Source organism: Amycolatopsis ruanii (assembly GCF_003385175.1).
Lineage (GTDB): Bacteria > Actinomycetota > Actinomycetes > Mycobacteriales > Pseudonocardiaceae > Amycolatopsis_E > Amycolatopsis_E thermalba.
On sequence record NZ_PQHY01000011.1, the window covers coordinates 50,463 to 75,089 of the forward strand.

Genomic DNA, 24,627 nt, shown 5'->3' on the forward strand with positions numbered 1-24,627 from the left:
GCAAAAATGCAGTACTGTAAGAATCGTGAGCCCGCCCACCGGTCTGCGCGAGCGCAAGAAGGAAGCCACCCGCGAAGCGCTGCGCCACGCGGCCGTCACGCTGTACCGCCGGCACGGGCCGGACGGGGTGACGGTCGAGGACATCTGCGCGGCCGCCGGGGTGTCACCGCGGACGTTCTTCAACTACTTCGCGACCAAGGACGAAGCCGTGTTGTCGCTGGACATCGCGGCCACCACGCTGGGGCAACGCATCGTCGACCGGCCCGCGGACGAGCCGCCGCTGACGGCGTTGCGGGAGGTGTTCGCCGGGCGGTTCGCCGAGCTGGCCGCCACCGAGGTGTGGAGCGAGCGGACGCTGCTGCTGCGCGAGCACCCGGAGCTGATGCCCCGGGTGGCGCAGGCGAACCGGGCGCTCGAAGAAGCCGTGGCGCAGGCACTGGCCACCCGCACCGGGCTGGCGGCGGACGACCTCTACGTGCGGGCCACGGCCGCGGCCGTGATCGGCGCGAACCGGGCCGCCATCGGGTGCTGGCAGCCCGGTTCGGATCCGGACCTGGTCACGTTGTTCCACCAGGCCATGGACGTGCTGGCGGGCGCCTTCACGCCCCCGCGAGGATCAGCTGGAGGCGGTCCGGCCCGTCCGGCGTGATCCGGATCGGCACGCCCCAGTCCTGCCGGGTCACCCGGCACACCGGGTGCTCGGCCTCGGAGTCGCAGCTCGCGGCCTGCGCCACCACCTGCAGCACGCCCTCGGTGTGCCCCTCGGCGATCTTCAGCGTGCGGGTCAGCTCGGTGCCGGTGCCCTCGCCCTCGGCCAGCAGCTCGGGCGGCGCGGCGGTCACCTGCAGGCGGGTCGACGGGCCGAACCGGTCGTCGAGTTTCTCGCCCGGCGGCGGGGTGAAGACCACGGAGAACTCGACGGTGCCCGGGGCCAGCTCGGTCGGTGGGCGGCGCACGGCGAGCGCGTCACCGGCGACCCGCTGCCCGTCCGCGGCCGGCGGCAGCGCGGTCAGGCGGTGCGCGGCCGACTCGACCACCAGCAGCGCCTCGCCGGTGAGCAGCAGGCCGGACGGCTCGGCGAGGTTCTCCGCGAGAGTGGCGACCTCGCCGCTCGCCGGGTCGTAGTGGCGGACCGCGCCGTTGTAGGTGTCGGCGATCGCGATCGTGCCGTCGGCCAGGACCGCGACGCCCAGCGGGTGCTGCAGCAACGCGTCCGCGGCGTCGCCGTCGCGGTGGCCGAAGGAGAACAGGTCGGTGCCGATCGCGGTGTGCACTTCGCCGTCTTCGACGTAGCGCAGCGCGGAGGTCTCGGCGTCGGCGAGCCAGAGCCGGTCGCCCTGGACGGCCAGGCCGGAGGTCTGCGCGAAGAAGGCTTCGGCGAGCTTGCCGTCGCGCAGGCCCTCGACGGTGGTGCCGGCGAAGCGGGAGATGCGGCCGGTGCGCGGGTCGAACAGGCCGAGCGTGTGGTTGCCCGCCATCGCGACGACCGCGCCGCCCGCGGGCTCCCACCAGACCACGTCCCACGGGCTGGTGAGGTCGATGGACAGCGCGTCGCCGTCGGTGTCGCCGTCGCGCCACTGGGTGCCGGTGCCGGCGACGGTGGTGACCTCGCCGGTGACCAGGTCGACGCCCCGCAGCAGGTGGTTGGCCGTATCGGCGACGAGCAGGTGGTACCCGGCCTGGTCGGCGACCTCGGCGGGCAGCAGCGCGAGGCCGGACGGCTCGGCGAAGCTCGCGACGTCGAAGGCGCCGTCGGCGCGGCCGCGCTCGCCGCTGCCGAAGCGGCGGATCAGGGTCTCGCCGTCGGAGGCGAACTCGGCGATCGAGTGGTTGCCGGTGTCGGCGACCAGGATGCGGCCCTCGGCGGTGGCCACGGCCTTGCTCGGAAAGCGCAGGTCGGCGGGCTGTTCCTCGACCGGCACGTACGGGCTGCCGCCGCGGCGCAGCGTGCCCTGCGCGTCGTGGGTCTCGACCAGCTCGGCGATGACCCGGCGCAGCGCCTCGGCGTGCCCCTCACCGGCGGCGGTGTGCACGACGTAGCCCTGCGGGTCGACGATCACCAGCGTCGGCCAGGCCTTCACGGCGTACTGCGACCAGGTGGTCAGGTCGGGGTCGTTGAGCACCGGGTGGTGCACCTCGTAGCGGCGGACGGCCGCCTCGATGGCCGCGGCCTCGCCCTCGTGCAGGAACTTCGGCGAGTGCACGCCGATCGTGACCAGCACGTCGGCGAACTCCTCCTCCAGCGGGCGCAGCTCGTCGAGGACGTGCAGGCAGTTGATGCAGCCCGAGGTCCAGAAGTCGAGCAGCACGATCTTGCCGCGCAGCTGCGCCAGGGTGACGGTTTCGCCCCCGGTGTTCAGCCACACGTCCCCGGCGAGTTCGGGCGCGCGCACCCGCGCCCGGCGTTGCTCTGATGCCACGCAACGGTTCAACGACCTGCGGGAATCCGGTTGTTCCCCGGGCCGGAGATGTGGAATCTCACAGGGCCGGCTCGCGGTACGGGTCGTGCTCGGCGAGCAGCTTCTCCAGCCGAGCCTGGTCGACCCGGCTCATCAGGTAGCTGCTCTCCTGCCGGTCGCGCACGACCTTCGCCAGCGTGAACGCCGAGGTGATGGCGTAGAGCATCGCGATCGCGAGGAAGGCGCGGACCCAGCCGTCAACGGGCAGGTAGGCGACGCCCACCGCGACCGCGGCGAGCGAGATGCCGAACGAGATCGCCGACTGCGCGAAGAACGCGCCCGTGGTCGGCGAGGTGGTTTTCGTCGTCATTGATCCACGGTCGCGGTTGGCGATCCGGAAGTCTTGAGTGCTTCTACTCAAACCGTTCCAGTGCGGCCGCGATCTCGGCGGGGGCGGTCAGCGGGGCGAGGTGGTGGGCGTCCAGGCGCTGCACGGGCCAGCCGCGTGCGGCGGCTTCGCGGGCCTCCTCGTCGTAGGCGGCGCTGAGCTGGAGGTAGGCGCTGGGTGGGAGGGCGGCCTCGGGCGCGGGTTCGGTGAAGTAGGCCAGCGGGACGCGGGGCAGCTCGGCCAGGAACTCGTCGCGGGTTCGCTGGTCGGGCAGCAGGTCCTCGACCGTGCCCGGGGGGAACCACTCGTGCCAGGGCGGGAGCCGTCCGTCGGTCGCCAGTCCGCGCAGGCGCTCGGCCAGCTCGGGCGGTGCGGTGTCGAACCAGCCGCGGCCCGGGTGCGGCAGCAGGGCGTCGACGAAGATCGCGCGTGGGGCGTGCGTCCGCGCGGCGATGCCGGGCAGCAGCGCTCCGGCGCCGCTGTGCGCGACCAGGATGCCCGGTTCGGCGGCCGCGTCGAAGAGCTTCGGGTAGTACGGGCCCGGTCCGTCCAGCGCGCCGAGCAGGGACGGCGTGGTGACCCGGTGACCGCGCGACCGCAGTTCGGCCGCGACCCGCTGCCAGGTCGCGGGTCCGACGAGCGGGCTGTGCACGAGGACGAAATCACTCATCAGGGTCCAATCAGACAATTCGTTGCGAGCTGCTCCCACACTTCATTGATCACTACCATAAGAGGCATGGACGAGGCGTTGCGCGCGGTCGAGAACAGTCTGGACCGCCCGTCCGCGGCGCGCGTCTACGACTACTTCATCGGCGGGACGACGAACTACGCGATCGACCGGGAGTTCGCGCAGAAGATCCGCCGCAGGCTGCCGTTGATCGGCGAGTACATGAAGACCAGCCGCCAGTTCCTGGCTCGCGCGGTGCGGGAGTGCGCGCGGCTGGGGGTCCGGCAGTTCGTCGACATCGGTTCGGGCCTGCCGACGGCCGGGAACGTGCACGACGTCGCCGACGCGGCGCGCCCGCAGCGGGACAGCCGGGTCGTGTACGTGGACAACGAGCCGGTCGCGCTCGCCCACTCGCAGCTGCTGCTGGCCGACACCGCCGACCCCGCGCGGCTCGTGGCGATCGCGGCGCACTTCATGCACGCCGAAGACCTGTGGGAGCGGGTGCTGGACACCGGCATGATCGACGCGCGGCAGCCGGTCGCGCTGGTCATCAACGCGGTGCTGCACTTCATCAAGGACGCCGACGACCCGGACAGCCGCGTCGCCTACTTCCGCGGCCGCCTCGCGCCGGGCTCGCTGCTGGTCCTGTCGCAGATGACGAACGAGAACCCACGCAGCGACGAGGAGCGGCAGGCGCTGGCCGACCTGGTGGAGTACTACGAGGGCACCACCAACCCGGGCCAGCTGCGCACGAGCGCCGAGTTCGCCCGCTTCTTCGGCGACTGGGAGCTGCTCGAACCCGGGCTCGTGTACGCGCCGTCGTGGCACCCGGACCGCGACACCCTGTTCCGGCGGGCGCCGTCGGAGTCGCGCGTCATCGGCGGCGTGGCCCGCAAGCCCTGAGCGAACCCGGTTTCGGGGGCTTCCGGGTCGTGCCAGGTCAGGGGCATGTGGGTGGTGCTCGTGCGCGGTGTGGTGATGAGGGAGGCCGTGGCGGTTCACCCCGCGGCGCGCCGCCCCGACCTCGCGCCGCGCTACGTGCACGACCGCGACCCGGCGACGCGGGGTGCCCTGCCAGCCGCGGAGTTCGCCGCGCGGCAGCGGGCCCTGGTCGCCGGCGAGCGGTGGCTCCTGGACGGGAACTACGGCGGTAGCCTGGAGATCCGGCTCGCCGCCGCGGACACCGTCATCGTGCTCGATCCGCCGCGGCGGATGTGCCTGCGCCGCGCCGTCCTGCGCGCCCTGCGCGACCGGGGCCGGGACAAGCAGGCGCCGGGGTGTCCGGAGCGCCTGTCGTTCGAGTTCCTGGTCTGGATCTGGCGCTTCCGCCGCCGCTCGCGGCCCCTGGCCCTGCGCAAGATCGCCGAGCACGCCACCGGCGCCCGGCAGCTCCTGCTGACCACCCCGCGCGAGGCCGAACTGTTCCTCGCCGCCCTGGCCCGGGAGAAATCCGCCGGTTCGGAACGTTGACCGGGTATGGCTGTCGTGTTGCTGTTGTACATCGTCGCCGAGGTGGCTGCCGTCTGGGCGGTCAGTTCGCTCATCGGCTTCCTGGGCACCCTGGGGCTGCTCGTCGTCGGGGCGTTCCTCGGGTCGTGGCTCGCCCGGCGGGAAGGGGCGCGCGCCGCTCAGGCGTTCCTCGCCACCGCGCGGGCCGGGCGCTCCCCGCACGCCGAGATCACCGACGGCATGCTCGTCGCCTTCGGCGGGTTGCTCATCATGATCCCGGGTTTCCTCTCCGACCTCGCCGGGCTGGCCCTGCCGCCGCCGCCGACCCGCGGCGTCGTGCGCCGGGCGTGGCTCAAGCGCGCCGAACGCCGCATGCCGAACCGGTTGATCGTCGTCGACGGCGAGGTGGTCGACAAGGAGACCACCAACCGCCCGATCATCGAGGGCTAGGCGGCCCCGCTCGCCAGCCCACCACCACCCTCAACGGAGGCGCTTCGCGCCGCTCTACCCGACTCGGGGAATATCGAAGTAACCCGACAGCCGTACCGCGGGCGCGTACTCGCCCTTCACCTTGACCTTCCCGGTCACGAACATCGCCGCCACCGCGGCGTTGCCCGTCGCCACGCGGAAGAAGTCGTCCGGCGCGATGGTGATCGTCGTGTCCGGCTCGCGCCCCAGGTCCGTCCCCGAGTAGCACCGGCCGTCCTCGATCACCGTCTGGAACCGGTCGTAGCCGCCGATGCCGGAACCGCCCGGGAACCGCCAGCACACCACGAGACTCGAGTACCGCGCCTTCTCCGCCAGGAAGTGGTCCGACATCCGGCGGAAGATCTCCTCCAGGAACACCATCCGCAGTTCGGGGTGCTCGGCGATCGCCCGGAGCTGCTCCTTCGACGCGCGGCGCACGACGTCGGCGAGGGTTTCGGTGGACAGCCCGCTCAGGTGCACCCCGGTCTCGGCCGAGCCCAGCATGTGCAGAGTTTCGAGCAGCTGGATGAACTGCTCCGCGGACAACCTGCTCAGATCGATCTGGCGGGCGAACGCGTCGACCACTGTGCCGGACACAGGCGGAGATTCTACCGGCGAACGGGTGAAGAGGTAGCGTTTCGGCGTGACGGAAGACGTGAAGGCCCCGCGCTCGCGGCGGTTGCCCAGGGCCGTGCGGGAACGGCAGATCCTGGACGCCGCCGTCGAGGTGTTCTCACGGCACGGCTACCACTCCGCGTCGATGGACGAGATCTCCGAGGTCGCCGGCGTCTCCAAGCCGATGATCTACTCCTACCTGGGCGCCAAGGAGGACCTGTTCGCCAAGTGCATCCGCCGCGAGGCCGGTCGCCTGATGGAGGCGGTCCGCGACGGCCTGCGCTCGGAACTGCCGCCGGACATGCAGCTGTGGCACGGCCTGCGCTCGTTCTACCGCTTCGTCGCCGAGTACCGGGACTCGTGGACGGTGCTGCACCGCCAGGCGCTGACCGTCGGCGGCCGCTTCGCCGACGAGATCACCGTGCTGCGCTCGCGGGCCATCGAGGTGGTCACCGCGCTCGTGGTCACCGCGGGCATGAAGAAGGGCCTGGGGGACCGGGCCGAGTTCTCCGGCCCGGCCCTCGCCGTGGCGCTCGTGGGTGCCGCCGAGTCGCTGGCCGACTGGTGGCTCGATCACTCCGAGGTGTCGGACGGAGTGCTCGCGTCGTGGCTGATGAACCTGGTGTGGCTGGGGTTCAACGACCTCATCGAGGGTTCGGTGTGGCGCCCGGAGGAGTGATCGTCCCCTCCAGGTGCGGCTTCGGTTTCTTCGCGGCCCACAGCTCGAAGGCCCACCCGTCGCCGGTCTGCCACGACGTGAACGCGACCTTCGCCGGCAGCAGCACGGGCAGCTTGAACTTCACGTCGACCGTGTAGGCCTCCGGCAGCCTGCCCTCGAACGCGGCCAGCACCCGCGCCTTGGTCCACATGCCGTGCGCGATCGCCGACGGGAAGCCGAACAGCCTCGCGGTCAACGGGTGCAGGTGGATCGGGTTGCGGTCGCCGGACACCTCCGCGTAGCGGCGCCCGATGTCGCCGGGCACCCGCCAGATCGCCTTGGGCGCGGGCGCCGCGAGCTGCTCGCGCTTGCCGCCGCCTTCGCCGCCACCGCGCCGCAGGTACGTGCTCACTTCTGTCCAAATCGGACCGTCGGCGGTGGTGTACTCGCTGATCACGTCGAACTGGCGGCCCTTTTCGTGCGGGCGCAGGTTCTCCGCGCGCACCCGCACCGTGCCGGTGTCGGTCAGCCGCACCGGGCGGTGCTGCGTGATGCGGTTGGCGACGTGGACCATGCCCAGCAACGGGAACGGGAAGTCCGGTTGCGTCATCAGCGCCATCTGCAGCGGAAACGCGAGCATGTGCGGATAGGTCACCGGCAGCTCGTCGCCCAGCCGGAACCCGCAGACCTGGTTGTAGGCCGCGACGTGCGCCGGGTCGAACTCGACCCCCGCGCGCACGTATTCGGTGTCCGGCAGGCCGCCGCCACCGCTGTGCGGCAGCAACGCCTTGGCGTACAACGGCGCCAGCTTCGGCGCCTCGCGGAGTTCACGAACGTCACTGCCCGTCATCACGCCCCCAGCAGTGCCTGGCCGCACACGCGGACCACGTTGCCGTTCACCGCGGCCGAGGCCGGGTTGGCGTACCAGGCGATCGTCTCGGCGACGTCGACCGGCAGCCCGCCCTGACCCAGGCTGGACAGCCGCCGCCCGGCCTCGCGGATGAACAGCGGGACCGCCGCGGTCATCTGCGTCTCGATGAACCCGGGCGCGACGGCGTTGATGGTGGCGCCGTACTCGGCGAGCTTCGGCGCGCCGTCGGCGACCATGCCGATCACGCCGGCCTTGCTGGTGCCGTAGTTGGTCTGGCCCACGTTGCCCGCGATGCCGGCGATCGACGAGACGCCGATGATGCGGCCGTTCTCGCGGAGCACCTTCTCGCTCAGCAGCTTGTCGTTGACGGCCAGCTGCGCGACCAGGTTGACCGTGAGCACCGCGTCCCACGCGCCCTCGGTGAGGTTGCCGAGCGTCTTGTCGCGGGTGATGCCGGCGTTGTGCACGACGATGTCCACGCCGCCGTGCCGCTCCTTCAGGTAGGACGCGAGCTTGTCCGGCGCGTCCGCGGCGGTGATGTCCAGCTGCAGCGCGGAGCCGCCGACCTTGTTGGCGACCGCGGACAGGTCGCCGCCCTGCGCCGGGATGTCCAGGCCCACGACGTGCGCGCCGTCGCGGGCGAGCACCTGGGCGATCGCCGCGCCGATACCCCGCGAGGCGCCGGTGACCAGGGCGACCTTGCCGTCGAGGGGCTTGTCCCAGTTCTCGATCGCGGGCACCGCGGGCGTGCCGGTGGCGCCGACGCGGATCACCTGGGCGTCCACGAACGCGGACTTGGCGGACAGCACGAACCGCAGCGTCGACTCGGCGGCCTCCTCGGCGCCGGGCGCGACGTAGACGAGCTGGGCGGTCGCGCCGCGCTTGAGCTCCTTGCCGACCGAGCGGACGAACCCTTCGAGCGCGCGCTGGGCGATCCGCTCCCGGCCGTCGACCAGCTCAGGCGGGGTGCCGAGCACGACGACCCGGCCGCAGTAGCCGATCTTGCGGATCACCGGGTGGAAGAACAGGTACACCTCGCGCAGCTGCGCGGGGTCGGTGATGCCGGTGGCGTCGAACACCAGGCCGCCGTAGCGCTGGTCGCCGCCCGCCTGCTCGGTCAGCACCGTGATGCCGGCCGCCGCGAGCTGGTTCGGCACGGTCTTTTCGAGCCGTCCGCCGGGCGCGGCGCCGAAAAGTGCGGGACCATCGAGCGGGGGCCGGCCGGGGCGGTACCGGCGCAGCACCGGCGGGTTGGGCAGCCCGAGCTTGGGCACCAGGAACTTCCCGATCGGCGTCTTGGTGAACTGCTGATACCGGTCGGCCATGACGTGCCTCCTTACCGAGCTTACCTACTCACGAGTAGGTTACACTGTCATCCGAGGCTCACCACCGCAGTGGGAGGAATTGATGGACGTTCGTCGCGTCGCCATCGTCGGCGGCAACCGCATCCCGTTCGCGCGGTCGAACGGCCGCTACGCCAACGCGTCCAACCAGGACATGCTCACCGCCGCCCTGGACGGCCTGGTGAGCCGCTTCGCGCTGCAGGGCGAGCGCATCGGCGAGGTCGCCGCGGGTGCCGTGCTCAAGCACGCGCGGGACTTCAACCTGGCCCGGGAGAGCGTGCTGGGCAGCAAGCTGTCGCCGGAGACGCCGGCCGCGGACGTCCAGATGGCGTGCGGCACCGGTCTGCAGGCGATCGTCAACGTCGCCAACAAGATCGCGCTCGGGCAGATCGACTCGGCGATCGCCGGTGGCGTGGACACCACCTCGGACGCCCCGCTCGCGGTGAACGACGACCTGCGCCGCATCCTGGTGCAGCTCAACTCCGCGAAGACGGTCGGCCAGCGGCTCAAGCTGCTGACCAAGCTTCGTCCGGGTCAGATCGTGCCGGAGATCCCGCGCAACGCCGAGCCGCGCACCGGGCTGTCGATGGGCGAGCACGCGTCGCTGACGGCCAAGGAGTGGGAGATCTCGCGCGAGGAGCAGGACGTCCTGGCCGCGACCAGCCACCAGCGCCTCGCCGCCGCCTACGAGCGCGGGTTCTTCGACGACCTGGTGACGCCGTACCTCGGCCTGTCCCGCGACCAGAACCTGCGGCCGGACTCGACCGCGGAGAAGCTGGCCAAGCTCAAGCCGGTGTTCGGCGGCCCCGACGGCACGATGACCGCGGGCAACTCGACCCCGCTGACCGACGGCGCGTCGACGGTCCTGCTGGCCACCGAGGAGTGGGCCGCCGAGCGGAAGCTGCCGGTCCTGGCGTACCTGACGTTCTCGGAGACCGCGGCGGTGGACTACGTGCACGGCGGCGAGGGCCTGCTGATGGCCCCGGCGTACGCGGTGCCGCGGATGCTGGCGAAGGCCGGGCTGACGCTGCAGGACTTCGACTTCTACGAGATCCACGAGGCGTTCGCCTCCCAGGTGCTCGCGACGTTGAAGGCGTGGGAGAGCCCGGCCTTCGCCAAGGAGAAGCTGGGGCTGGACCAGCCGCTGGGGCCGATCGACCGGTCGAAGCTGAACGTGAACGGCTCGTCGCTGGCCGCGGGACACCCGTTCGCCGCGACGGGCGGCCGCATCGTGGCGACGCTGGCGAAGCTGCTGCACGAGAAGGGCTCGGGCCGGGGCCTGATCTCGATCTGCGCGGCAGGCGGCCAGGGCATCACGGCGATCCTGGAGAAGTGACCGCGAAGGGCCACCCTCGGCGAGGGTGGCCCTTCGTCGTCACACCGGCAGGACGTCGCGGGCGGAGGCGGCCGTCGACTGGATCTGCTTCGTCGCCTTGTGCGCCTTCTTGCTCGCCTTCTCCGTGGCCTTGTGGGCACGCTTGCTCGCCTTGTCGGCGGCGCGGCGGGCGCGCCAGCCCAGCGACGGCTTGCCCTCGGTGTCGGCGGCCGCGATCAGCAGCCCGCCGGCCAGGCCGGCGTTCTTGAGCAGCTGGATCAGCTGCTGCTGCTTCTCCTGCGGGTCCTTGGCCTCCCAGAACGGGTGCCCGGCGACGGTCGTCGGCACCAGGCTGCCCAGCAGCGCCAGCGCGGACAGCCGCGGGAACTTGCCGAGCGCGAACAGGGTCCCGGCCGCGATCTTCACCCCGGCGTCGATCTTGACCAGGCTCACCGGGTCGGTGGGAACGGCCTCGGGCAGCTTGTCCCGCTGCTCGCCGACCTTGTCGAGCACGGGCTTGACCGCCTCGGCGTGCCCCTCGGGCTGCCTCAGGGCGTTGATACCGCCGTAGATGAAGATGCTCGCCAGCATGGGGCGGGCCAGTCGACGCAAGATCACGATCCTCGCCTTCCTCGGATGCGACATGTCACGTCGAGGATCTACCCATTCCCGCGTCTGTTCATCCCTAAGCTTTTCTAGCTCTCACACTAGAGTAAGCTAGAAAGAGATAGCGACACGCCGATACCGGAATCTCCGCAAATATCGGGGTCGCCCTAGACACGCCGATACGTTGGCAGAGTGGACCCGATCCGCAACCCCTTCGCACCGGGCGCCGGGCAACGGCCGCCGGAGCTGGCCGGCCGTGAACGCGAGCTGACCGCGTTCGAGGTGGTGTTGCAGCGGGTCGCCCGCGGCCGCCCGGAACGCAGCCTCGTGCTGACCGGCCTGCGCGGCGTCGGCAAGACCGTGCTGCTTGGCGAGTTGCGGTCGATGGCCGTGAAACACCGGTGGGGCGCGGGCAAGATCGAGGCGCGCCCGGACGCGGAGCTGCGACGGCCGCTGTCGGCGGCCCTGCACCGCGCGATCCGGGACCTCGCGGTGCGGCACCGGGCGCCGGACCGGGTGGAAGAGGTCCTCGGCGTGCTGAAAGCGTTTGCGCTGCGCTCCAACAAGGCGGACGCGAAGCTGCGGGACCGGTGGCAGCCGGGCATCGACGTGCCGGCCGCGCAGGGCCGGGCCGACTCCGGGGACATCGAGATCGACCTGGTCGAGTTGTTCACCGACGTGGCCGAACTGGCCGCGGACGTCGGCACCGGCGTGGCCCTGCTGATCGACGAGATCCAGGACCTGCAGCCCGACGACGTGTCGGCGCTGTGCGCGGCGTGCCACGAGCTGTCCCAGTCCGGCGCGCCGCTGGTGGTGGTCGGCGCCGGGCTGCCGCACGTGCCCGCGGTGCTGTCGGCCTCGAAGTCCTACTCCGAGCGGCTGTTCCGGTACGTGCGCATCGACCGGCTCAACCGCGCGGAGGCCGACCGCGCGGTCCTGGCGCCGATCGAACGCGAGGACGCCGGCATCGAACCCGAGGCGCTGGACGCGTTGTTCGACGCCTCCGGCGGCTACCCGTACTTCATCCAGGCCTACGCGAAGGCCGCCTGGGACGCGGCACCGGACGACCCGATCACCGTGCAGGACGTGCAGGTCGCCGCCCCCGAAGCCGAGCAGGAACTCGCGGTCGGCTTCTTCGGGTCCCGCTACGAACGCGCCACGCCGGCCGAGCGCGAGTACCTGCGCGCGATGGCGGAGCTGACCCAGGGCCGCGACGAGAGCGCGGGCACCTCGGACGTGGCGGTCTACCTGGGCCGCAAGCCCTCGTCACTGTCCCCGGCGCGGGACTCGCTGATGAAGAAGGGGCTGGTGTACTCCGCGGAGCGCGGGCACATCGCCTTCACCGTGCCGCACTTCGGGCACTACCTGCTCAGCCGAGCCGTGGACTGACCAGCTCCGGTTCCTCCGCGGCGACCCGCTCGTCGTAGGCCGCGTGCGCCGCGGCGATCTCCTGCTGGTGCTCTTCGGTCCAGGTCACCAGCGACTTGATCACCCGGTGCAGCGACATGCCCAGCGGGGTCAGCTCGTAGTCCACCCGCGGTGGCACCACCGGGTAGACCGTCCGGCTGATGATCCCGTCCCGCTCCAGGTGCCGCAGCGTCACGGTGAGCATCCGCTGGCTGACCCCGTCGATCGCCCGCCGCAGCTCGGAGAACCGCATCGTGCGCCGGTCGAGCAACGCGATCACGAGCAGGGACCACTTGTCCGCCACCCGGTCGAGGATGTGCCGGACGTCGCAGTCCGCGCGGGTGTCCCACTGCCTGACCTCGTCGTCTTCGGTTCCCGTGCAGTAACCGAGTGCCTTTGAAGTGCCGTCTTCCACAGTCGTCAATGGTCACACAAGATTCGTCTGTTACCAATCGAAACCTTGGGAGCGGATCTCGTGTCCACCACCGTCGAAGCGCGACCGCGCTTCACGCCCCGAACCTGGGGGATGCTGTTCGTCCTCTGCGGCGCGATCTTCCTGGAGGGCATCGACGTCGCGATGCTGAACGTCGCGCTGCCCGCCATCCGCGCCGACCTCGGCCTGTCCACCGGTGAGCTGCAGTGGGTGGTCAGCGCCTACGTGCTCGGCTACGGCGGGTTCATGCTGGCCGGTGGCCGGGCCGCCGACCTGTTCGGCAGGCGCCGCATGTTCCTGGTCTGGCTCGCCGTGTTCCTGGTCGTCTCCGCCGTCGGCGGGCTCGCCGGCGAGGGCTGGCTGCTCATCGTCGCGCGGTTCGTCGCGGGTGTCGCCGCCGCGGTGATGACCCCGGCCGGCCTGTCGATCATCACCACCAGCTTCGAGGAGGGCCCGCAGCGCAACCGGGCGTTGCTGGTCTACTCCGGCACGGCCGCGGGCGGCTTCTCGCTCGGGCTGGTGCTCGGCGGGCTGCTCAGCGCCGTGGACTGGCGGCTGGTGCTGTTCGCGCCCGCCGTACTGGCGCTGATCATCCTGGTGCTCGGCGTCGCGTTCATCCCCGCCACGCCCCGCGAGCGCACCGCAGACCGGCGGGTCGACGTGCTCGGCGCGGTGACCATCACGGCCGCCATCGTGCTGCTGGTGCTCGGCGTCGAGCGCTCCACGCACGTGTCCGCGGGCTGGACCACCGCGACGGTCGCCGCCGGGCTCGCGTTCGCCGCCGTCTTCGTCCTGGTCGAGCGCCGGTCCGCCGCCCCGCTGGTGCGGCTCGGCCTGCTCCGGTCCGGGGCGCTGGTGCGCGCCAACCTGGCCGGTCTGCTGTTCGCCGCGGCCTTCTTCGGGTTCCAGTTCATCGCCGTGCTGTACCTGCAGGAACTGCGCGGGTGGAGTTCGCTGCAGACCAGCCTGGCGATGCTGGCGATCGGCGCGGACGCCGTCCTCGCCCCGACCCTGACCCCACGGCTGGTCGAGCGGTTCGGCAACGCGAAGGTCATCGTGGCCGGCCTGGTGCTCGCCGTGGTGTCCTACGCGTTGTTCCTGCCGATCGGCACGGACACCGTCTACCTCGCGATGTTCCCGACGATGATCGTGCTCGGGGTGGCGTTCGCGCTGGCCTACGGTCCGCTGACGATCGTCGCCACCGACGGGGTCGCCGAGCGCGAGCAGGGGCTGGCCGGCGGGTTGCTGTACACGTCGTTCCAGTTCGGCGCGGCGCTCGGGCTCGCCGCCTGCACGGCGGTGCTCACCGGGGCGTCCGTGGGCGTGGACGGCTACCGGACGGCGCTGGTGGTGCCGATCGCGGCCGCCGCGGTGGCCGCCGTGATCAGCGCGTTCGGATTGCGGGTGGCGCGATGAGCCGGACCGTGCGCTCCTTCGCCGAACTCGAAGCCGAGTTCAACGCCTACGTCGGCTCGATCGGGTACGCCACCATGGTCACCGTCGACTCGCGGAACCGGCCGCGCACGCGGATCCTCATCCCGGTCTGGGAGAACGTGGACGGGCAGCCGCGCGGGTGGCTGGCCACCTACCGGACCCCGGTCAAGGCCGCCCACCTGGCCCGCAACCCGCACACCTCGTTCTCCTACTGGAAGCCGGGGAACAACTCGGTGGCCGTCGAGGCGGTGGCCGAATGGGTCGACGACCTGGACGTGAAGTCGCACGTGTGGCGGCTCTACCGCAACACGAGCCCGCGCGGCGCCGGGTACGACCTGGGCGCGTTCTGGCGGTCGCCGTCGGATCCGAAGCTGCACGTCCTGCGCCTGGAGCCGTGGCGGATCCAGGTGATCCGCGGCGCCGACCTCCGCAGCCGCATCTGGGAGTCTCTACCGCTTTCTAGTGACCAAGCTAGAAAGGGCGATCTTCCGCAAGATTGGGCTGCGGCCGATGATTCGTAGGCAAGTGCCCTAGGTCACCGGACAATCGTTGGCAACCTTGTGAAAAAAGGTGCATACTGGAAGCACAGCCACCGAGATGCACGAGGGATGCGAACACCGATGAGCAACATCGCCGCCAAGCTCCGAGCCCGCCGCGCCGAGGCGCGCACCCGCCGGGCGCTGAGCCGCGCGATCGACACCGCCGGCTCCGTGACGGTCCGCCAGGAGCTGATCGCCATCGCCCAGGCGCGTCAGTCCAACTTGCGCTGAAGCGTGAGCTAGACCACAACTAGATCAGGTTGTAACGCCACCAGGGGAAGTGGCGATACCCCAGATGACCCCGTGATGCTGGCGGACCCCCGACCTGGCAGCATCACGGGGTTTCCAATTTCCCGGGTCCCCACGGGCGAACATCCCCGCAGATGTCACGGGCACCGCCCTGCCTGACGGTCGCGACACAGTGGCCGTTCTGGCTGAAAACCACCTCGAAAAACCACTTGCGCCCGATCCCGGCGGGAGTAGTGTTTGACTCAGTCAACGAGTTTGTTGAGGTGGTCAATGAGCGACCAGGCACTCCGGGACCGCGTCACGCAGGTCCGCGCCTTCAACCGGCTCTACACCGGTCTCATCGGGGTCCTCGAAGAAGGGCTCGTCGGCAGCGACTACAGCCTCGGCGAGGCCCGGGTGCTCTACGAGCTGGCCCAGGAGGGCGTCACCGAGGTCGCCGAGCTGCGTCGCCGCCTCGATCTGGACCCCGGGTACGCCAGCCGCCTGCTCGCCCGTCTGGAAAGCCGCGGCCTGCTGGTCCGGGAACGCCACGAGACCGACGGGCGCCGCCAGCTCGTCCGGCTCACCGACGCCGGCCGCGCCGAGCAGCAGGTCCTCGAGGACCGCACCACCGCGCAGATCGGCGAGCTGCTGGGCCGCCTCACCGACGACGACCAGCACCGCCTGGTCACGTCCATGCGCACGATCAGCCACCTCGTCGGCGACCGCCAGCCCGCCCCGGCGCTCGTGCTGCGCCCGCCCCGGCCCGGCGACTTCGGCTGGGTCGTGCAGCGCAACGGCGCGATCTACGCCCAGGAGTACGGCTGGGACGCCACCTACGAAGCCCTCGTCGCGCGGATCATCGCCGACTACGTCGACCACCACGACCCGGCCCGCGAGGCCGGGTGGATCGCCGAGCTGGGCGGGGAACGCGCCGGCTGCGTGTTCTGCGTGCGCGGCTCGGACGACAAGACCGCGAAACTGCGCCTGCTGCTCGTCGAACCGCACGCCCGCGGCCACGGCGTCGGCAAGCGCCTGGTGGACGAGTGCCTGGCCTTCGCGCGGGCGCACGGCTACACCGCGATGGAACTGTGGACCAACAGCGTCCTGGTCGCCGCGCGGCACATCTACCGGCGGGCGGGGTTCGAACTCGTCGACTCGCAACCCCACCACAGCTTCGGACACGACCTCGTCGGCGAAACGTGGCGGCGGGAGCTGTGACCCGATGTTCGTCGTCTACTGCGAAACCTGCGACACCCGGACCCTGATGGGGATCGACGAGGTGGAGTGGGTGCACAACCTGATGCCCGGCGTCATCTCGGTGACCACCGCCTGCCCGCGCGGGCACCCGACCGTCGTCCTCACCGGCGACAAGTTCCGCCCGAAGGCCGATCCGCGCATCCCGGACCGCATCCCGCCGCTGTGGGTGCGCGCCTACCGACACCCGGCGAAGTGGTGGGCCCGGCTGCTCGGCCGCCTGCTCCGCAAGTACGAGATCCAGCGCGACCTGCACGAAGCGCTCTACCGCTTCTGATCGCGGCCCATCGTGTAGAACTCCGGGTTGGGCCGCAGCGCGGTCAGGTGCGCCAGCCGGTTGGACATCGCGAACAACGCGGTGATCGCGCCGACGTCCCAGATCTCGTCCTCGGTCAGCCCCGCCTTGCGCGCGGCTTCGAGGTCGGCTTCGCCGAACATTTCGGGCTTGCGAGCCAGCGCGAGCGCCAGATCGACGATCGCGCGGCCCCGCTCGTCCAGTTCGACCTGCCACGGGTTCGTGGCGACCCGGTCGGCCAGCTGCGGATCCTTTGCACGGATCCGCAGGATCGCGCCGTGGGCGACCACGCAGTAGGTGCAGTGGTTCGCCCCCGACGTCGCCACCACGACCAGCTCCCGCTCGGCCTTGGTCAGGCCGTCGGTGCGTTCCATGAGCGCGTCGTGGTAGTCGAGGAAGGCGCGCAGCTCAGCCGGCCGGTGCCCCAGCGCCCGGAAGACATTCGGCACGAAGCCCGACTTCTCCGCGATCACGCCGATGCGCTCCCGCAGGTCCTCGGGCAGGTCTTCCAGCTCCGTGACACCGAACCGGCTGTCCACGTCATCCTCCTAGTGGGCCGCGCCGATGGGGCGCAGGTCCTTGTCGTGCTCGTCGGCGTGGTAGTCGGTGCCCTCGGTGTCGTCCGTGCCGTTGAACACCTTCAGGCTCCGGGCAATCACCGTGACGATCACCGCCACCACCAGGTTCGCGATCAGCGCCACGAACCCGGGGTAGATCTGGATCATCGAGCCCGAGAACGGGTGCCAGCCGAAGATCGACAGCTTGTCCAGCGCGAGCGCGGAACCGCCGAAGTGCGCCTTGCCCGTCTTCGGGTTCGGGATGCCGTAGAGCATGATGATGCCCCACACCATGCCGACGATCCAGCCGGCGATCAGGCCCCACCGGTGCAGCCACCGCGTGTAGAGCGCGATCGCCACCGCGGGCAGCGTCTGCAGGATCAGCACGCCACCGATGAGCTGCAGGTCGATCGAGAACTGCGGGTCGATGAACAGGATGAACGCGACCGCGCCGAACTTCACGACCAGCGACGCGAGCTTGGCCTGCTTGGCCTCCTGCGCCGGGGTGGCGTCCCGCTTCAGGTACTCCTTGTAGATGTTGCGGGTCCACAGGTTCGCCGCGGCGATCGACATGATCGCGGCGGGCACCAGCGCGCCGATGCCGATCGCGGCGAACGCCACACCCGCGAACCACGACGGGAACTGCGTGTCGAACAGCACCGGCACCACGGTGTTGGAGTCGGGGTTGCCGGTGGCGGCGTTGGTGATCGGCTTGACGCCCGCGGTCAGCGCGACGTAGCCGAGCAGCGCGAGCAGGCCCAGCAGCAGCGAGTACGCCGGCAGCGCGATCATGTTCCGCTTGATCACGCTGCGGCCGCGCGAGGCGAGCACACCGGTGAGCGAGTGCGGGTACAGGAACAGCGCCAGCGCCGAACCGAGCGCCAGGGTGACGTACTGCAGCTGGTTGTTCGCGGTCAGCAGGATCGAACCGGACGGGTTGCCCGTCTTCGGATCCGGCGTCTGCAGCTTCTGCTGGCTCACGTCGAAGATGTGCGACCAGCCGCCGAGCTTGGCAGGCAGGTAGAACACCGCGACCAGGATGACGACGTAGATCAGGCCGTCCTTGACGAACGCGATCAGCGCCGGCGCGCGCAGGCCCGACTGGTAGGTGTAGAGCGCCAGCACGAGGAACGCGATCAGCAGCGGCAGGTGACCGGCGATGCCGGCGCCGTTGAGACCCATCGTCCGCAGCACCGCTTCCAGGCCGACCAGCTGCAGCGCGATGTAGGGCATGGTCGCGACGATGCCGGTGATCGCGATCAGCAGCGCCAGCGTCGGCGAACCGTAGCGGCCGCGCACGAAGTCGGCCGGTGTCACGTAACCACGCGAGCGGGACACCGACCACATCCGCAGCGCGGGCAGGAAGACGATCGGGTACAGGATCACGGTGTAGGGCAGGGCGTAGAAACCCAGCGCGCCGGCGCCGAACACGAGCGCGGGCACGGCCACGAAGGTGTAGGCGGTGTAGAGGTCACCGCCGACGAGGAACCAGGTGATCCACGAGCCGAACTTGCGGCCGCCCAGCCCCCACTCGTCGAGGTGGTCCAGCGAGGCCGCCGCGCGCCACCGGGACGCGACGAAACCCATCACGCTGACCACCAGGAACAGCAGGACGAAAACGCTCAGCTCCACCCACTGCAGGCCGCTGCCGGGTGCCTGTGCCAGTGCCATCACTTCTCACCCTCGTCCAGCTCTTCCACGGCGAGCCGGTCCGGCTTGCCCTTCACCACCGGCTTCCCCTTGGTCATCACGTAGACGATCGCCACGGAGACGACCCCGACGAGCACGAAGAGGAACTGGTACCAGTAGAAGAACGGCAGTCCCAGGACCCGCGGCTTGTCGAAGTTGAACCACGGCGTGACGAGCATCAGCAGTGGTAACAGCAGGAGCAGGTTCCACGGGCTGATCTGGAGCCCGGTGACCTTCCCGGCGGCTTTGCCAGACATGTGACCTCACTTGGACGGGACAGGGCGGGCTTGACCTTAAGTGCTGAACCACCCGTCGTCACGCTCCCCGGATATCGATTTGATCAGGGCAACACCCGACGAAGGCAGGTTGCCCGGCTCCGGTGCGGCCGATATGAATGAGGCCGCCGCGGCGTACGCGCGCGGTAGCGGGCAGTGACGAAGGGGCGAGCATGACACGGACGCGCTGGGCGGTGGTGATCCCGGCTCTGGCCGGCACCCTGCTGGCGGCGGGCACACCAGCGATCGCGGCACCGGCCGGACCCGCGCTGAACTCGACCGGCATCCCGGATCGCTACGCACAGCAGGCGCTGGACTGGCACACCTGCACCACGGACGAGCTGTCGGGGCAGACCCCGCCGGCCGGCGCCGAGGGCATCGAGTGCGCGACCTACTCCGCACCGCGCGACTGGTCGTCGCCGAACCAGGGCATCGACGTGACGATCGCGGTCAGCCGGCTCAAGGCGACCGGCGAGGCGACGGAGAGCACGTTCGTCAACCCGGGCGGGCCGGGCGCACCGGGCCGGATGTTCCCGGCGCGGCTGCGCAACCAGACCCAGGTGCGTGAGCACCAGGAGATCATCGGGTTCGATGCGCGCGGCACCGGCAAGAGCACGAACATCACCTGCGGCGGCGCGATCGGCACCGGCGCCGACCTCGACCCGCGGGACCGCAGCCGGGAGAACCTGAAGCTGATCCTGGACGCCACCGAGTACGCGGCCGACTCGTGCCAGGTGAAGTCCGGCGACCTCGGGCCGTTCATCAACACCCGGCAGACGATCAACGACCTCGACCTGCTGCGCGTGCTGCTGAAGCGGCAGAAGATCAACTGGGTCGGGTACTCGGCGGGCACCTGGATGGGCGCGCACTACGCGCAGGCCTTCCCGAACCGGACCGGCAAGTTCGTGCTGGACTCGAACACCGAGTTCACCACCACCTGGCAGAAGTCGTTCGACTGGCAGCCGCTGGGCTTCGAGCGGCGCTGGCGCGAGGACTTCCTGCCGTGGATGGCGAAGTACGACAGCCTCTACCACTTCGGCACCACCGCCGAGATGGCGCGGCAGACGTACGAGCAGGTGCGCTACGCCCTGACGCAGAACCCGGTGGAGGTCGACCGCACGAAGCTGTCGGCCAACGCGCTGGACTCGTTCATCGTCTCCGAGCTGTACAACAAGCGGTTCTTCCCCGAGCTGGCCGACTACCTGGTCAACGTGCGGAACCTGACTCAGGGCACGGCGTCGGCGCAGCAGCAGACGGCGCTGCTGGACCAGGTGAAGACCGTCACCGACGCGGTCGGCCCGCAGCCGCTGATGGTGCCGAGCGACTACGACGACGCCTACGACGCGAGCTTCTGGACGATCCCCTGCAACGAGGGGCCGTGGTTCGGCAACCGCAACACGGCGGTGCGGCAGTCCGCGCAGCTGGGGCCGAAGTACCCGCTGCTGGGCTGGGGCTGGCTGATCCAGCCGTGCATCTTCTGGAACAACAAGCCGGAGCCGCTGCCGGTCCTGGACGGCCGGGGTGTCCCGCCGGTGCTGATGGTGCAGGCGACGCACGACCCGGCGACGCCGATCGAGGGCGCCGAGCGGGCGCACCGCGCGTTCCAGGGGTCGCGGATGATCACCGTGACCGACGAGGGTGACCACGGGATCTACGCTGGCGGCAACGCGGCGGTGGACAAGGTTGTGGAAGATTTCCTCGTGGACGGGGTGGTGCCGCGGGACCAGACGCTGCCTGGTATGCCGCTGCCCGACCCGACCGCCTAGTTCTTGGTCTCGAGGACCCCGCCGGGCTCGTTCCCGGCGGGGTTCTCCGGTTCTCGGGTCAGTTCCCGGAACCGGCCCGTGCAGGTGCACAGGACCAGGTAGACCAGGGTCAACAGGAACATCAGCCCGCCTGCCAGCAACATGACGACCTCCTCTCGGCCAGGTACCACTGAGACGTGCGACACAGCGGATGAGTTGCCGGTCCGGCGGTTTTCTTGCCTCCGTTCTTCTGGTAGTCCCCAGCCTGTGCACAGAGTTGTCCACAGGCTGGGGACAACTGGGCGGATAGACTGTGGCCATGGTGCGAGTCCCGCTGACCGAAGCCGAACGCGAACGCGGCGAGCGTCTCGGTGCCGCACTGCGAGCCGCGCGGGGTCCGCGCAGCATGGCCGAGGTGGCTCTGGAGGCGGGCGTCTCGGTGGAGACGCTGCGGAAGATCGAGACCGGGCGGATTCCCACGCCGGCGTTCTTCACGGTGGTCGCCCTCGCGGACGCGGTCGGACTCCCACTGGACGCCCTCCGCGACGCGATCAGCGGCGTACCGACGGGGTAGCCGAGCACGCACGACGCAGCCCGCCAGAACGCAGAACTCGCCCGCCGGAGCGTGGAACTCGCTCGCCGGAGCGTGGAACTCGCCCGCCAGAGTGTGGGACTCGCCCACCCGAACGTGGAACTCGCCCGCCGGAGCGTGGAACTCGCCCGCCGGAGCGTGGAACTCGCCCGCCGGAGCGTGGAACTCGCCCGCCGGAGCGCGGAACTCACCCACCCGAGCGTGGAACTCGCCCGCCGGAGCGCGGAACCCGCCCACCCGAACGTGGAACTCGCCCGCCGGAGCGTGGGACTCGCCCGCCGGAGTGTGGGACTCGCGCGGCTGAACGTGGGACTCGCGGTTAGGACAGGTGCTCCAGCACCTGAGCGAAGTCAGCCATGCTCCGCTCCAGCACCGACACGTAGGTGATCCCCAGCTTCTCCCGCATGTCCGAGAGCTGGGCGACGATCTCCGGCACCGAGCCCACCAGCAGCGTCGGCAGCTCACCGATCGCCTCGACGCTCATGTCCGGCGCGAACCGCTGCAGGTCCGCCAGCGCCGCGCGCCGGTCGTCGGTCACCACGACCAGCTGCACCAGCACGTTGATCTCCGCCTCGCGCGTGCCGAGCCGGGAGCGCACGAACGCCACCCGCTCCGCGAACGCGTCCGCGTCGGCGAGCCCGACCAGCCCGCCCTCCTTCGCCGTGGGCGCCCCGGTCAGCGCGATCGTGTCGGCGTGCTCGGCGGCCATCGTCAGCATCCGGTCGCCCCAGCCGCCCAGCAGCAGCGGCGGCCCGCCGTCCTGCGCCGGCCGCGGCTGGTAGTCCGGGTCCGCGAACAGCCTGCGCAGCTCCACGACCGTCCGCTCGACGTGGTCGATCCGGCGCCCCGGCCACGGCAGTCCGGCCGCTTCGAACTCCTCGCGCACGTACCCCGCGCCGAGGCCGAGTTCCAGCCGCCCGTCGCAGAACTGGTCGGTGGTCGCGACGTCCCGCGCCAGCACGGCGGGGTGGTAGAAGGGCGCGTTGAGCACGAAGGTGCCCAGCCGCACCCGGGAAGTCGTCTCCGCCGCGAGCGCCAGCGCCGGGAACGGCGCGGGCATCCCGAGGTGGTCGGCCACGGTCACGACGTCGAACCCGAGATCCTCGGCCCGCCGGACCTTGTCCACGAACTCCGCCCGCGTCCCGGGCTCCATCATGTTCACGCCGAATCGCATCCCCAGCATGGTCCGACCATAGGGCCGGAAACGACGGAACGGCCACCCCCGGCCGAAGCCGGGAATGGCCGTTCCACGGGGAAAACTCAGCCCAGGCGCTGCTTCAGCGCCGCCAGCTCGTCGTGCAGGCTGGAGGGCACCCGGTCGCCGATCTTGGCGAACCACTCCTCGATCAGCGGGATCTCCTGGCGCCACTCCTCGGGCTTGACCGCGAGCGACTCCTGGACGTCCTCGAGCGGCTCGGCGATGCCTTCGAGGTCGAGGTCCTCGGCGCGCGGCACCAGGCCGACCGGGGTCTCCACCGCACCGGCGCGACCCTCGAGGCGCTCGACGATCCACTTGAGCACCCGCGAGTTCTCGCCGAAGCCCGGCCACAGGAACCGCTTGTCGTCGCCGCGGCGGAACCAGTTCACGTAGAAGATCTTCGGCAGCTTGCCGGCGTCGGCGTTCTTGCCGGTGTCCAGCCAGTGCTGGAAGTACGCACCGGCGTGGTAGCCGAGGAACGGCAGCATCGCCATCGGGTCGCGACGCACCTCGCCGACCTTGCCGGCCGCGGCGGCGGTCTTCTCCGACGACATGGTGGCGCCCATGAACACGCCGTGCTGCCAGTCGCGGGCCTCGGTCACCAGCGGGACCGTGGTGGCGCGGCGGCCGCCGAACAGGATCGCCGAGATCGGCACGCCCTTCGGGTCGTCCCACTCCGGCGCCAGCGTCGGGACCTGCGCGATCGGGGTGCAGAACCGCGAGTTCGGGTGCGCGGCCGGCTCGTCCGACTCGGGCGTCCAGTCGCGACCCTTCCAGTCGGTCAGGTGCGCCGGCGGCTCCTTGGTCATGCCCTCCCACCACACGTCGCCGTCGTCGGTCAGCGCGACGTTGGTGAAGACGGTGTTGCCGGCCTCGATGGTCTTCATCGCCACCGGGTTGGTCTTCTCACCGGTGCCCGGCGCGACGCCGAACAGGCCGAACTCGGGGTTGATCGCGTACAGGCGGCCGTCCTCGCCGAACCGCATCCACGCGATGTCGTCACCGATGGTCTCGGCGCGCCAGCCCGGGATGGTCGGCTGCAGCATCGCGAGGTTGGTCTTGCCGCACGCGCTCGGGAACGCGGCCGCCACGTAGTAGGCCTTGTTCTCCGGCGAGATCAGCTTGAGGATCAGCATGTGCTCGGCGAGCCAGCCTTCGTCACGGGCCATGACGGAGGCGATCCGCAGCGAGTAGCACTTCTTGCCCAGCAGCGAGTTGCCGCCGTAGCCCGAGCCGTAGCTCCAGATCGTCCGGCTCTCCGGGAAGTGCGAGATGTACTTCGTGTCGTTGCACGGCCACGGCACGTCCTTCTCGCCCGGCTCCAGCGGCTTGCCGACCGAGTGCAGGGCGGGCACGAACTCGCGCTCGGTGCCGTCCTCCTTGACGAACTTCTCCAGCGCCTTGGTGCCCATGCGGGTCATCACCCGCATCGACGCCACGACGTAGGCGAAGTCGGTGACCTCGATGCCCAGCTTGGGGTTCTCGTCGCCGAGCGGGCCCATGCAGAACGGGATGACGTACATCGTCCGACCACGCATGCAGCCCCGGTAGAGCTCGGTCATGGTGGCCCGCATCTCGTCCGGGTGCATCCAGTTGTTGGTCGGCCCGGCGTCTTCTTCCTTTTCGGAGCAGATGAAGGTCCGCTCCTCGACCCGCGCGACGTCGCTGGGGTCCGAAGCGGCCCAGAAGGAGTTCGGCTTCGCCGTCAACGGGACGAACGTGCCGGCCTCGACCAGCTCGTTGTTGATGCGCTCGGCCTCCTCGTCGGAGCCGTCGCACCACACCACTCGGTCAGGGGTGGTCAGCTCGGCGACCTCCCGTACCCACGCAAGCACACCGCTGTGCGACGTCGGCGCCTTGTCCAGTCCCGGGATGGCTACTGCAGTCATTCCTTCTCCTGACTTCGACGGCAGGAACGCCCGCCCGGAATCTGGTCCGGGAAGCGCTCCGTCGCCGGCGACCGAATGGCTTCGCACACCGGCTGCCCTACCGGTGTGCTGGAAATACTGGGATTCCCCGAGGGTAGCCGGATGGACGGCAGGTAACCGAGGCCTGACCTGTCGGTTCTCTCACAAGAACGATCAGGGAATCGATTCAGATATCGCTGAACCGGCGTAGCGTCGAAAGTTCTTCGGCTCGCGCGTGATCTTGCTGATATCCGCGGCGGGGTGATTTGCCCGAAAACGCGGTCGGGCCCCG

General features: G+C 70.4%; 28 protein-coding genes. 14 read left to right on the plus strand and 14 right to left on the minus strand.

What is annotated here, in order from left to right:
• The first annotated feature begins 25 nt into the window (after nt 1-25).
• Nucleotides 26-649, plus strand: a complete 624-nt coding sequence (locus D0D28_RS08485) for a TetR/AcrR family transcriptional regulator (RefSeq protein ID WP_094003201.1) — start codon at nt 26-28, stop codon at nt 647-649.
• On the opposite strand, the gene D0D28_RS08490 is transcribed toward D0D28_RS08485, so the two are convergent.
• From D0D28_RS08490 to D0D28_RS08500, 3 genes are all read right to left on the minus strand, one after another.
• Complete coding sequence (locus tag D0D28_RS08490) at nt 600-2,393, minus strand: NHL domain-containing thioredoxin family protein (protein ID WP_116110266.1); 1,794 nt, start codon at nt 2,391-2,393, stop codon at nt 600-602. The two genes, D0D28_RS08485 and D0D28_RS08490, sit on opposite strands and share 50 nt — an antisense overlap.
• A gap of 85 nt (nt 2,394-2,478) precedes the next feature.
• Nucleotides 2,479-2,769 carry a YiaA/YiaB family inner membrane protein gene (locus tag D0D28_RS08495; RefSeq protein ID WP_094003203.1) on the minus strand — a complete coding sequence of 97 codons (291 nt, stop codon included), beginning with the start codon at nt 2,767-2,769 and terminating at the stop codon, nt 2,479-2,481.
• A 43-nt stretch (nt 2,770-2,812) separates the two neighbouring features.
• Entirely contained in the window at nt 2,813-3,457 is a 645-nt protein-coding gene (locus D0D28_RS08500; protein WP_116110267.1) for an alpha/beta hydrolase, read from the minus strand.
• A 66-nt stretch (nt 3,458-3,523) separates the two neighbouring features.
• On the opposite strand from D0D28_RS08500, the gene D0D28_RS08505 reads away from it, so the two are divergent.
• The 3 genes from D0D28_RS08505 to D0D28_RS08515 all read left to right on the plus strand — a co-directional run bounded on the left by D0D28_RS08505 (nt 3,524) and on the right by D0D28_RS08515 (nt 5,353).
• Entirely contained in the window at nt 3,524-4,357 is an 834-nt protein-coding gene (locus tag D0D28_RS08505) for an SAM-dependent methyltransferase (protein ID WP_116110268.1), read from the plus strand.
• A 75-nt stretch (nt 4,358-4,432) separates the two neighbouring features.
• A complete protein-coding gene (locus D0D28_RS08510) occupies nt 4,433-4,924 on the plus strand; it encodes a DNA topology modulation protein FlaR (RefSeq protein ID WP_198958106.1) in 492 nt (163 codons plus the stop codon).
• A gap of 6 nt (nt 4,925-4,930) precedes the next feature.
• On the plus strand, nt 4,931-5,353 hold the full coding sequence (locus D0D28_RS08515; RefSeq protein ID WP_116110269.1) for an FxsA family protein: 423 nt from the start codon (nt 4,931-4,933) through the stop codon (nt 5,351-5,353).
• A 54-nt stretch (nt 5,354-5,407) separates the two neighbouring features.
• Here the strand turns inward: D0D28_RS08515 and D0D28_RS08520 are convergent, their stop codons facing one another.
• Nucleotides 5,408-5,968, minus strand: coding sequence for an SCP2 sterol-binding domain-containing protein (locus tag D0D28_RS08520; RefSeq protein ID WP_094003207.1), 561 nt, complete (start codon nt 5,966-5,968; stop codon nt 5,408-5,410).
• 46 nt (nt 5,969-6,014) lie between these two features.
• Here D0D28_RS08520 and D0D28_RS08525 point away from each other — a divergent pair, with 46 nt between their 5' ends.
• Entirely contained in the window at nt 6,015-6,665 is a 651-nt protein-coding gene (locus D0D28_RS08525) for a TetR/AcrR family transcriptional regulator (RefSeq protein WP_094003208.1), read from the plus strand.
• Here the strand turns inward: D0D28_RS08525 and D0D28_RS08530 are convergent.
• Complete coding sequence (locus tag D0D28_RS08530; RefSeq protein WP_116110316.1) at nt 6,631-7,494, minus strand: MaoC/PaaZ C-terminal domain-containing protein; 864 nt, start codon at nt 7,492-7,494, stop codon at nt 6,631-6,633. The two genes, D0D28_RS08525 and D0D28_RS08530, sit on opposite strands and share 35 nt — an antisense overlap.
• Complete coding sequence (locus tag D0D28_RS08535; RefSeq protein WP_116110270.1) at nt 7,494-8,840, minus strand: 3-oxoacyl-ACP reductase; 1,347 nt, start codon at nt 8,838-8,840, stop codon at nt 7,494-7,496. Before D0D28_RS08535 ends, D0D28_RS08530 begins: the two co-directional genes overlap by 1 nt.
• An 82-nt stretch (nt 8,841-8,922) precedes the next feature.
• Here D0D28_RS08535 and D0D28_RS08540 point away from each other — a divergent pair, with 82 nt between their 5' ends.
• The gene (locus tag D0D28_RS08540; RefSeq protein ID WP_094003210.1) at nt 8,923-10,194 is read left to right on the plus strand and encodes an acetyl-CoA C-acetyltransferase; all 1,272 of its coding nucleotides are present in this window, start codon (nt 8,923-8,925) and stop codon (nt 10,192-10,194) included.
• Between the two features lie 39 nt (nt 10,195-10,233).
• On the opposite strand, the gene D0D28_RS08545 is transcribed toward D0D28_RS08540, so the two are convergent.
• Nucleotides 10,234-10,791 carry a DoxX family protein gene (locus D0D28_RS08545; RefSeq protein WP_233157019.1) on the minus strand — a complete coding sequence of 186 codons (558 nt, stop codon included), beginning with the start codon at nt 10,789-10,791 and terminating at the stop codon, nt 10,234-10,236.
• 180 nt (nt 10,792-10,971) lie between these two features.
• On the opposite strand from D0D28_RS08545, the gene D0D28_RS08550 reads away from it, so the two are divergent.
• The gene (locus tag D0D28_RS08550) at nt 10,972-12,168 is read left to right on the plus strand and encodes an ATP-binding protein (RefSeq protein ID WP_094003212.1); all 1,197 of its coding nucleotides are present in this window, start codon (nt 10,972-10,974) and stop codon (nt 12,166-12,168) included.
• On the opposite strand, the gene D0D28_RS08555 is transcribed toward D0D28_RS08550, so the two are convergent.
• Nucleotides 12,149-12,601, minus strand: coding sequence for a winged helix-turn-helix transcriptional regulator (locus D0D28_RS08555; RefSeq protein ID WP_116110271.1), 453 nt, complete (start codon nt 12,599-12,601; stop codon nt 12,149-12,151). The two genes, D0D28_RS08550 and D0D28_RS08555, sit on opposite strands and share 20 nt — an antisense overlap.
• Before the next feature lie 60 nt (nt 12,602-12,661).
• Between D0D28_RS08555 and D0D28_RS08560 the strand changes: the two genes are divergently transcribed.
• The 5 genes from D0D28_RS08560 (at nt 12,662) to D0D28_RS08575 (ending at nt 16,354) form a co-directional block, all read left to right on the plus strand.
• The gene (locus D0D28_RS08560; protein ID WP_240323134.1) at nt 12,662-14,035 is read left to right on the plus strand and encodes an MFS transporter; all 1,374 of its coding nucleotides are present in this window, start codon (nt 12,662-12,664) and stop codon (nt 14,033-14,035) included.
• The gene (locus tag D0D28_RS08565) at nt 14,032-14,574 is read left to right on the plus strand and encodes a pyridoxamine 5'-phosphate oxidase family protein (protein ID WP_116110273.1); all 543 of its coding nucleotides are present in this window, start codon (nt 14,032-14,034) and stop codon (nt 14,572-14,574) included. Before D0D28_RS08560 ends, D0D28_RS08565 begins: the two co-directional genes overlap by 4 nt.
• Nucleotides 14,575-14,673: 99 nt before the next feature.
• Complete coding sequence (locus tag D0D28_RS36080) at nt 14,674-14,823, plus strand: hypothetical protein (RefSeq protein WP_017985832.1); 150 nt, start codon at nt 14,674-14,676, stop codon at nt 14,821-14,823.
• 288 nt (nt 14,824-15,111) lie between these two features.
• Nucleotides 15,112-16,041 (plus strand): bifunctional helix-turn-helix transcriptional regulator/GNAT family N-acetyltransferase, encoded by a 930-nt coding sequence (locus D0D28_RS08570; protein WP_116110274.1) that lies wholly within the window; start codon nt 15,112-15,114, stop codon nt 16,039-16,041.
• Between the two features lie 4 nt (nt 16,042-16,045).
• The gene (locus D0D28_RS08575; RefSeq protein WP_116110275.1) at nt 16,046-16,354 is read left to right on the plus strand and encodes a hypothetical protein; all 309 of its coding nucleotides are present in this window, start codon (nt 16,046-16,048) and stop codon (nt 16,352-16,354) included.
• Here the strand turns inward: D0D28_RS08575 and D0D28_RS08580 are convergent.
• The 3 genes from D0D28_RS08580 to D0D28_RS08590 are packed head-to-tail and all read right to left on the minus strand — an operon-like array spanning nt 16,342 to nt 18,875.
• On the minus strand, nt 16,342-16,911 hold the full coding sequence (locus tag D0D28_RS08580) for a peroxidase-related enzyme (RefSeq protein WP_094003218.1): 570 nt from the start codon (nt 16,909-16,911) through the stop codon (nt 16,342-16,344). The genes D0D28_RS08575 and D0D28_RS08580 overlap by 13 nt on opposite strands.
• Before the next feature lie 9 nt (nt 16,912-16,920).
• Nucleotides 16,921-18,600, minus strand: coding sequence for a monocarboxylate uptake permease MctP (gene mctP / locus D0D28_RS08585; protein ID WP_094003219.1), 1,680 nt, complete (start codon nt 18,598-18,600; stop codon nt 16,921-16,923).
• A complete protein-coding gene (locus D0D28_RS08590) occupies nt 18,600-18,875 on the minus strand; it encodes a DUF3311 domain-containing protein (RefSeq protein WP_094003220.1) in 276 nt (91 codons plus the stop codon). Before D0D28_RS08590 ends, mctP begins: the two co-directional genes overlap by 1 nt.
• Nucleotides 18,876-19,066: 191 nt before the next feature.
• Between D0D28_RS08590 and D0D28_RS08595 the strand changes: the two genes are divergently transcribed.
• Complete coding sequence (locus D0D28_RS08595) at nt 19,067-20,659, plus strand: alpha/beta hydrolase (RefSeq protein ID WP_116110276.1); 1,593 nt, start codon at nt 19,067-19,069, stop codon at nt 20,657-20,659.
• Here D0D28_RS08595 and D0D28_RS36085 read toward each other — a convergent pair.
• Complete coding sequence (locus D0D28_RS36085) at nt 20,656-20,802, minus strand: hypothetical protein (protein ID WP_167481496.1); 147 nt, start codon at nt 20,800-20,802, stop codon at nt 20,656-20,658. The two genes, D0D28_RS08595 and D0D28_RS36085, sit on opposite strands and share 4 nt — an antisense overlap.
• 155 nt (nt 20,803-20,957) lie before the next feature.
• Here D0D28_RS36085 and D0D28_RS08600 point away from each other — a divergent pair, with 155 nt between their 5' ends.
• Complete coding sequence (locus tag D0D28_RS08600) at nt 20,958-21,212, plus strand: helix-turn-helix domain-containing protein (RefSeq protein ID WP_116110277.1); 255 nt, start codon at nt 20,958-20,960, stop codon at nt 21,210-21,212.
• A 337-nt stretch (nt 21,213-21,549) separates the two neighbouring features.
• On the opposite strand, the gene D0D28_RS08610 is transcribed toward D0D28_RS08600, so the two are convergent.
• Both D0D28_RS08610 and D0D28_RS08615 read right to left on the minus strand, forming a co-directional pair.
• Complete coding sequence (locus tag D0D28_RS08610) at nt 21,550-22,413, minus strand: TIGR03621 family F420-dependent LLM class oxidoreductase (RefSeq protein ID WP_116110278.1); 864 nt, start codon at nt 22,411-22,413, stop codon at nt 21,550-21,552.
• 77 nt (nt 22,414-22,490) lie between these two features.
• A complete protein-coding gene (locus D0D28_RS08615) occupies nt 22,491-24,317 on the minus strand; it encodes a phosphoenolpyruvate carboxykinase (GTP) (RefSeq protein WP_116110279.1) in 1,827 nt (608 codons plus the stop codon).
• Between the last annotated feature and the right edge of the window lie 310 nt (nt 24,318-24,627).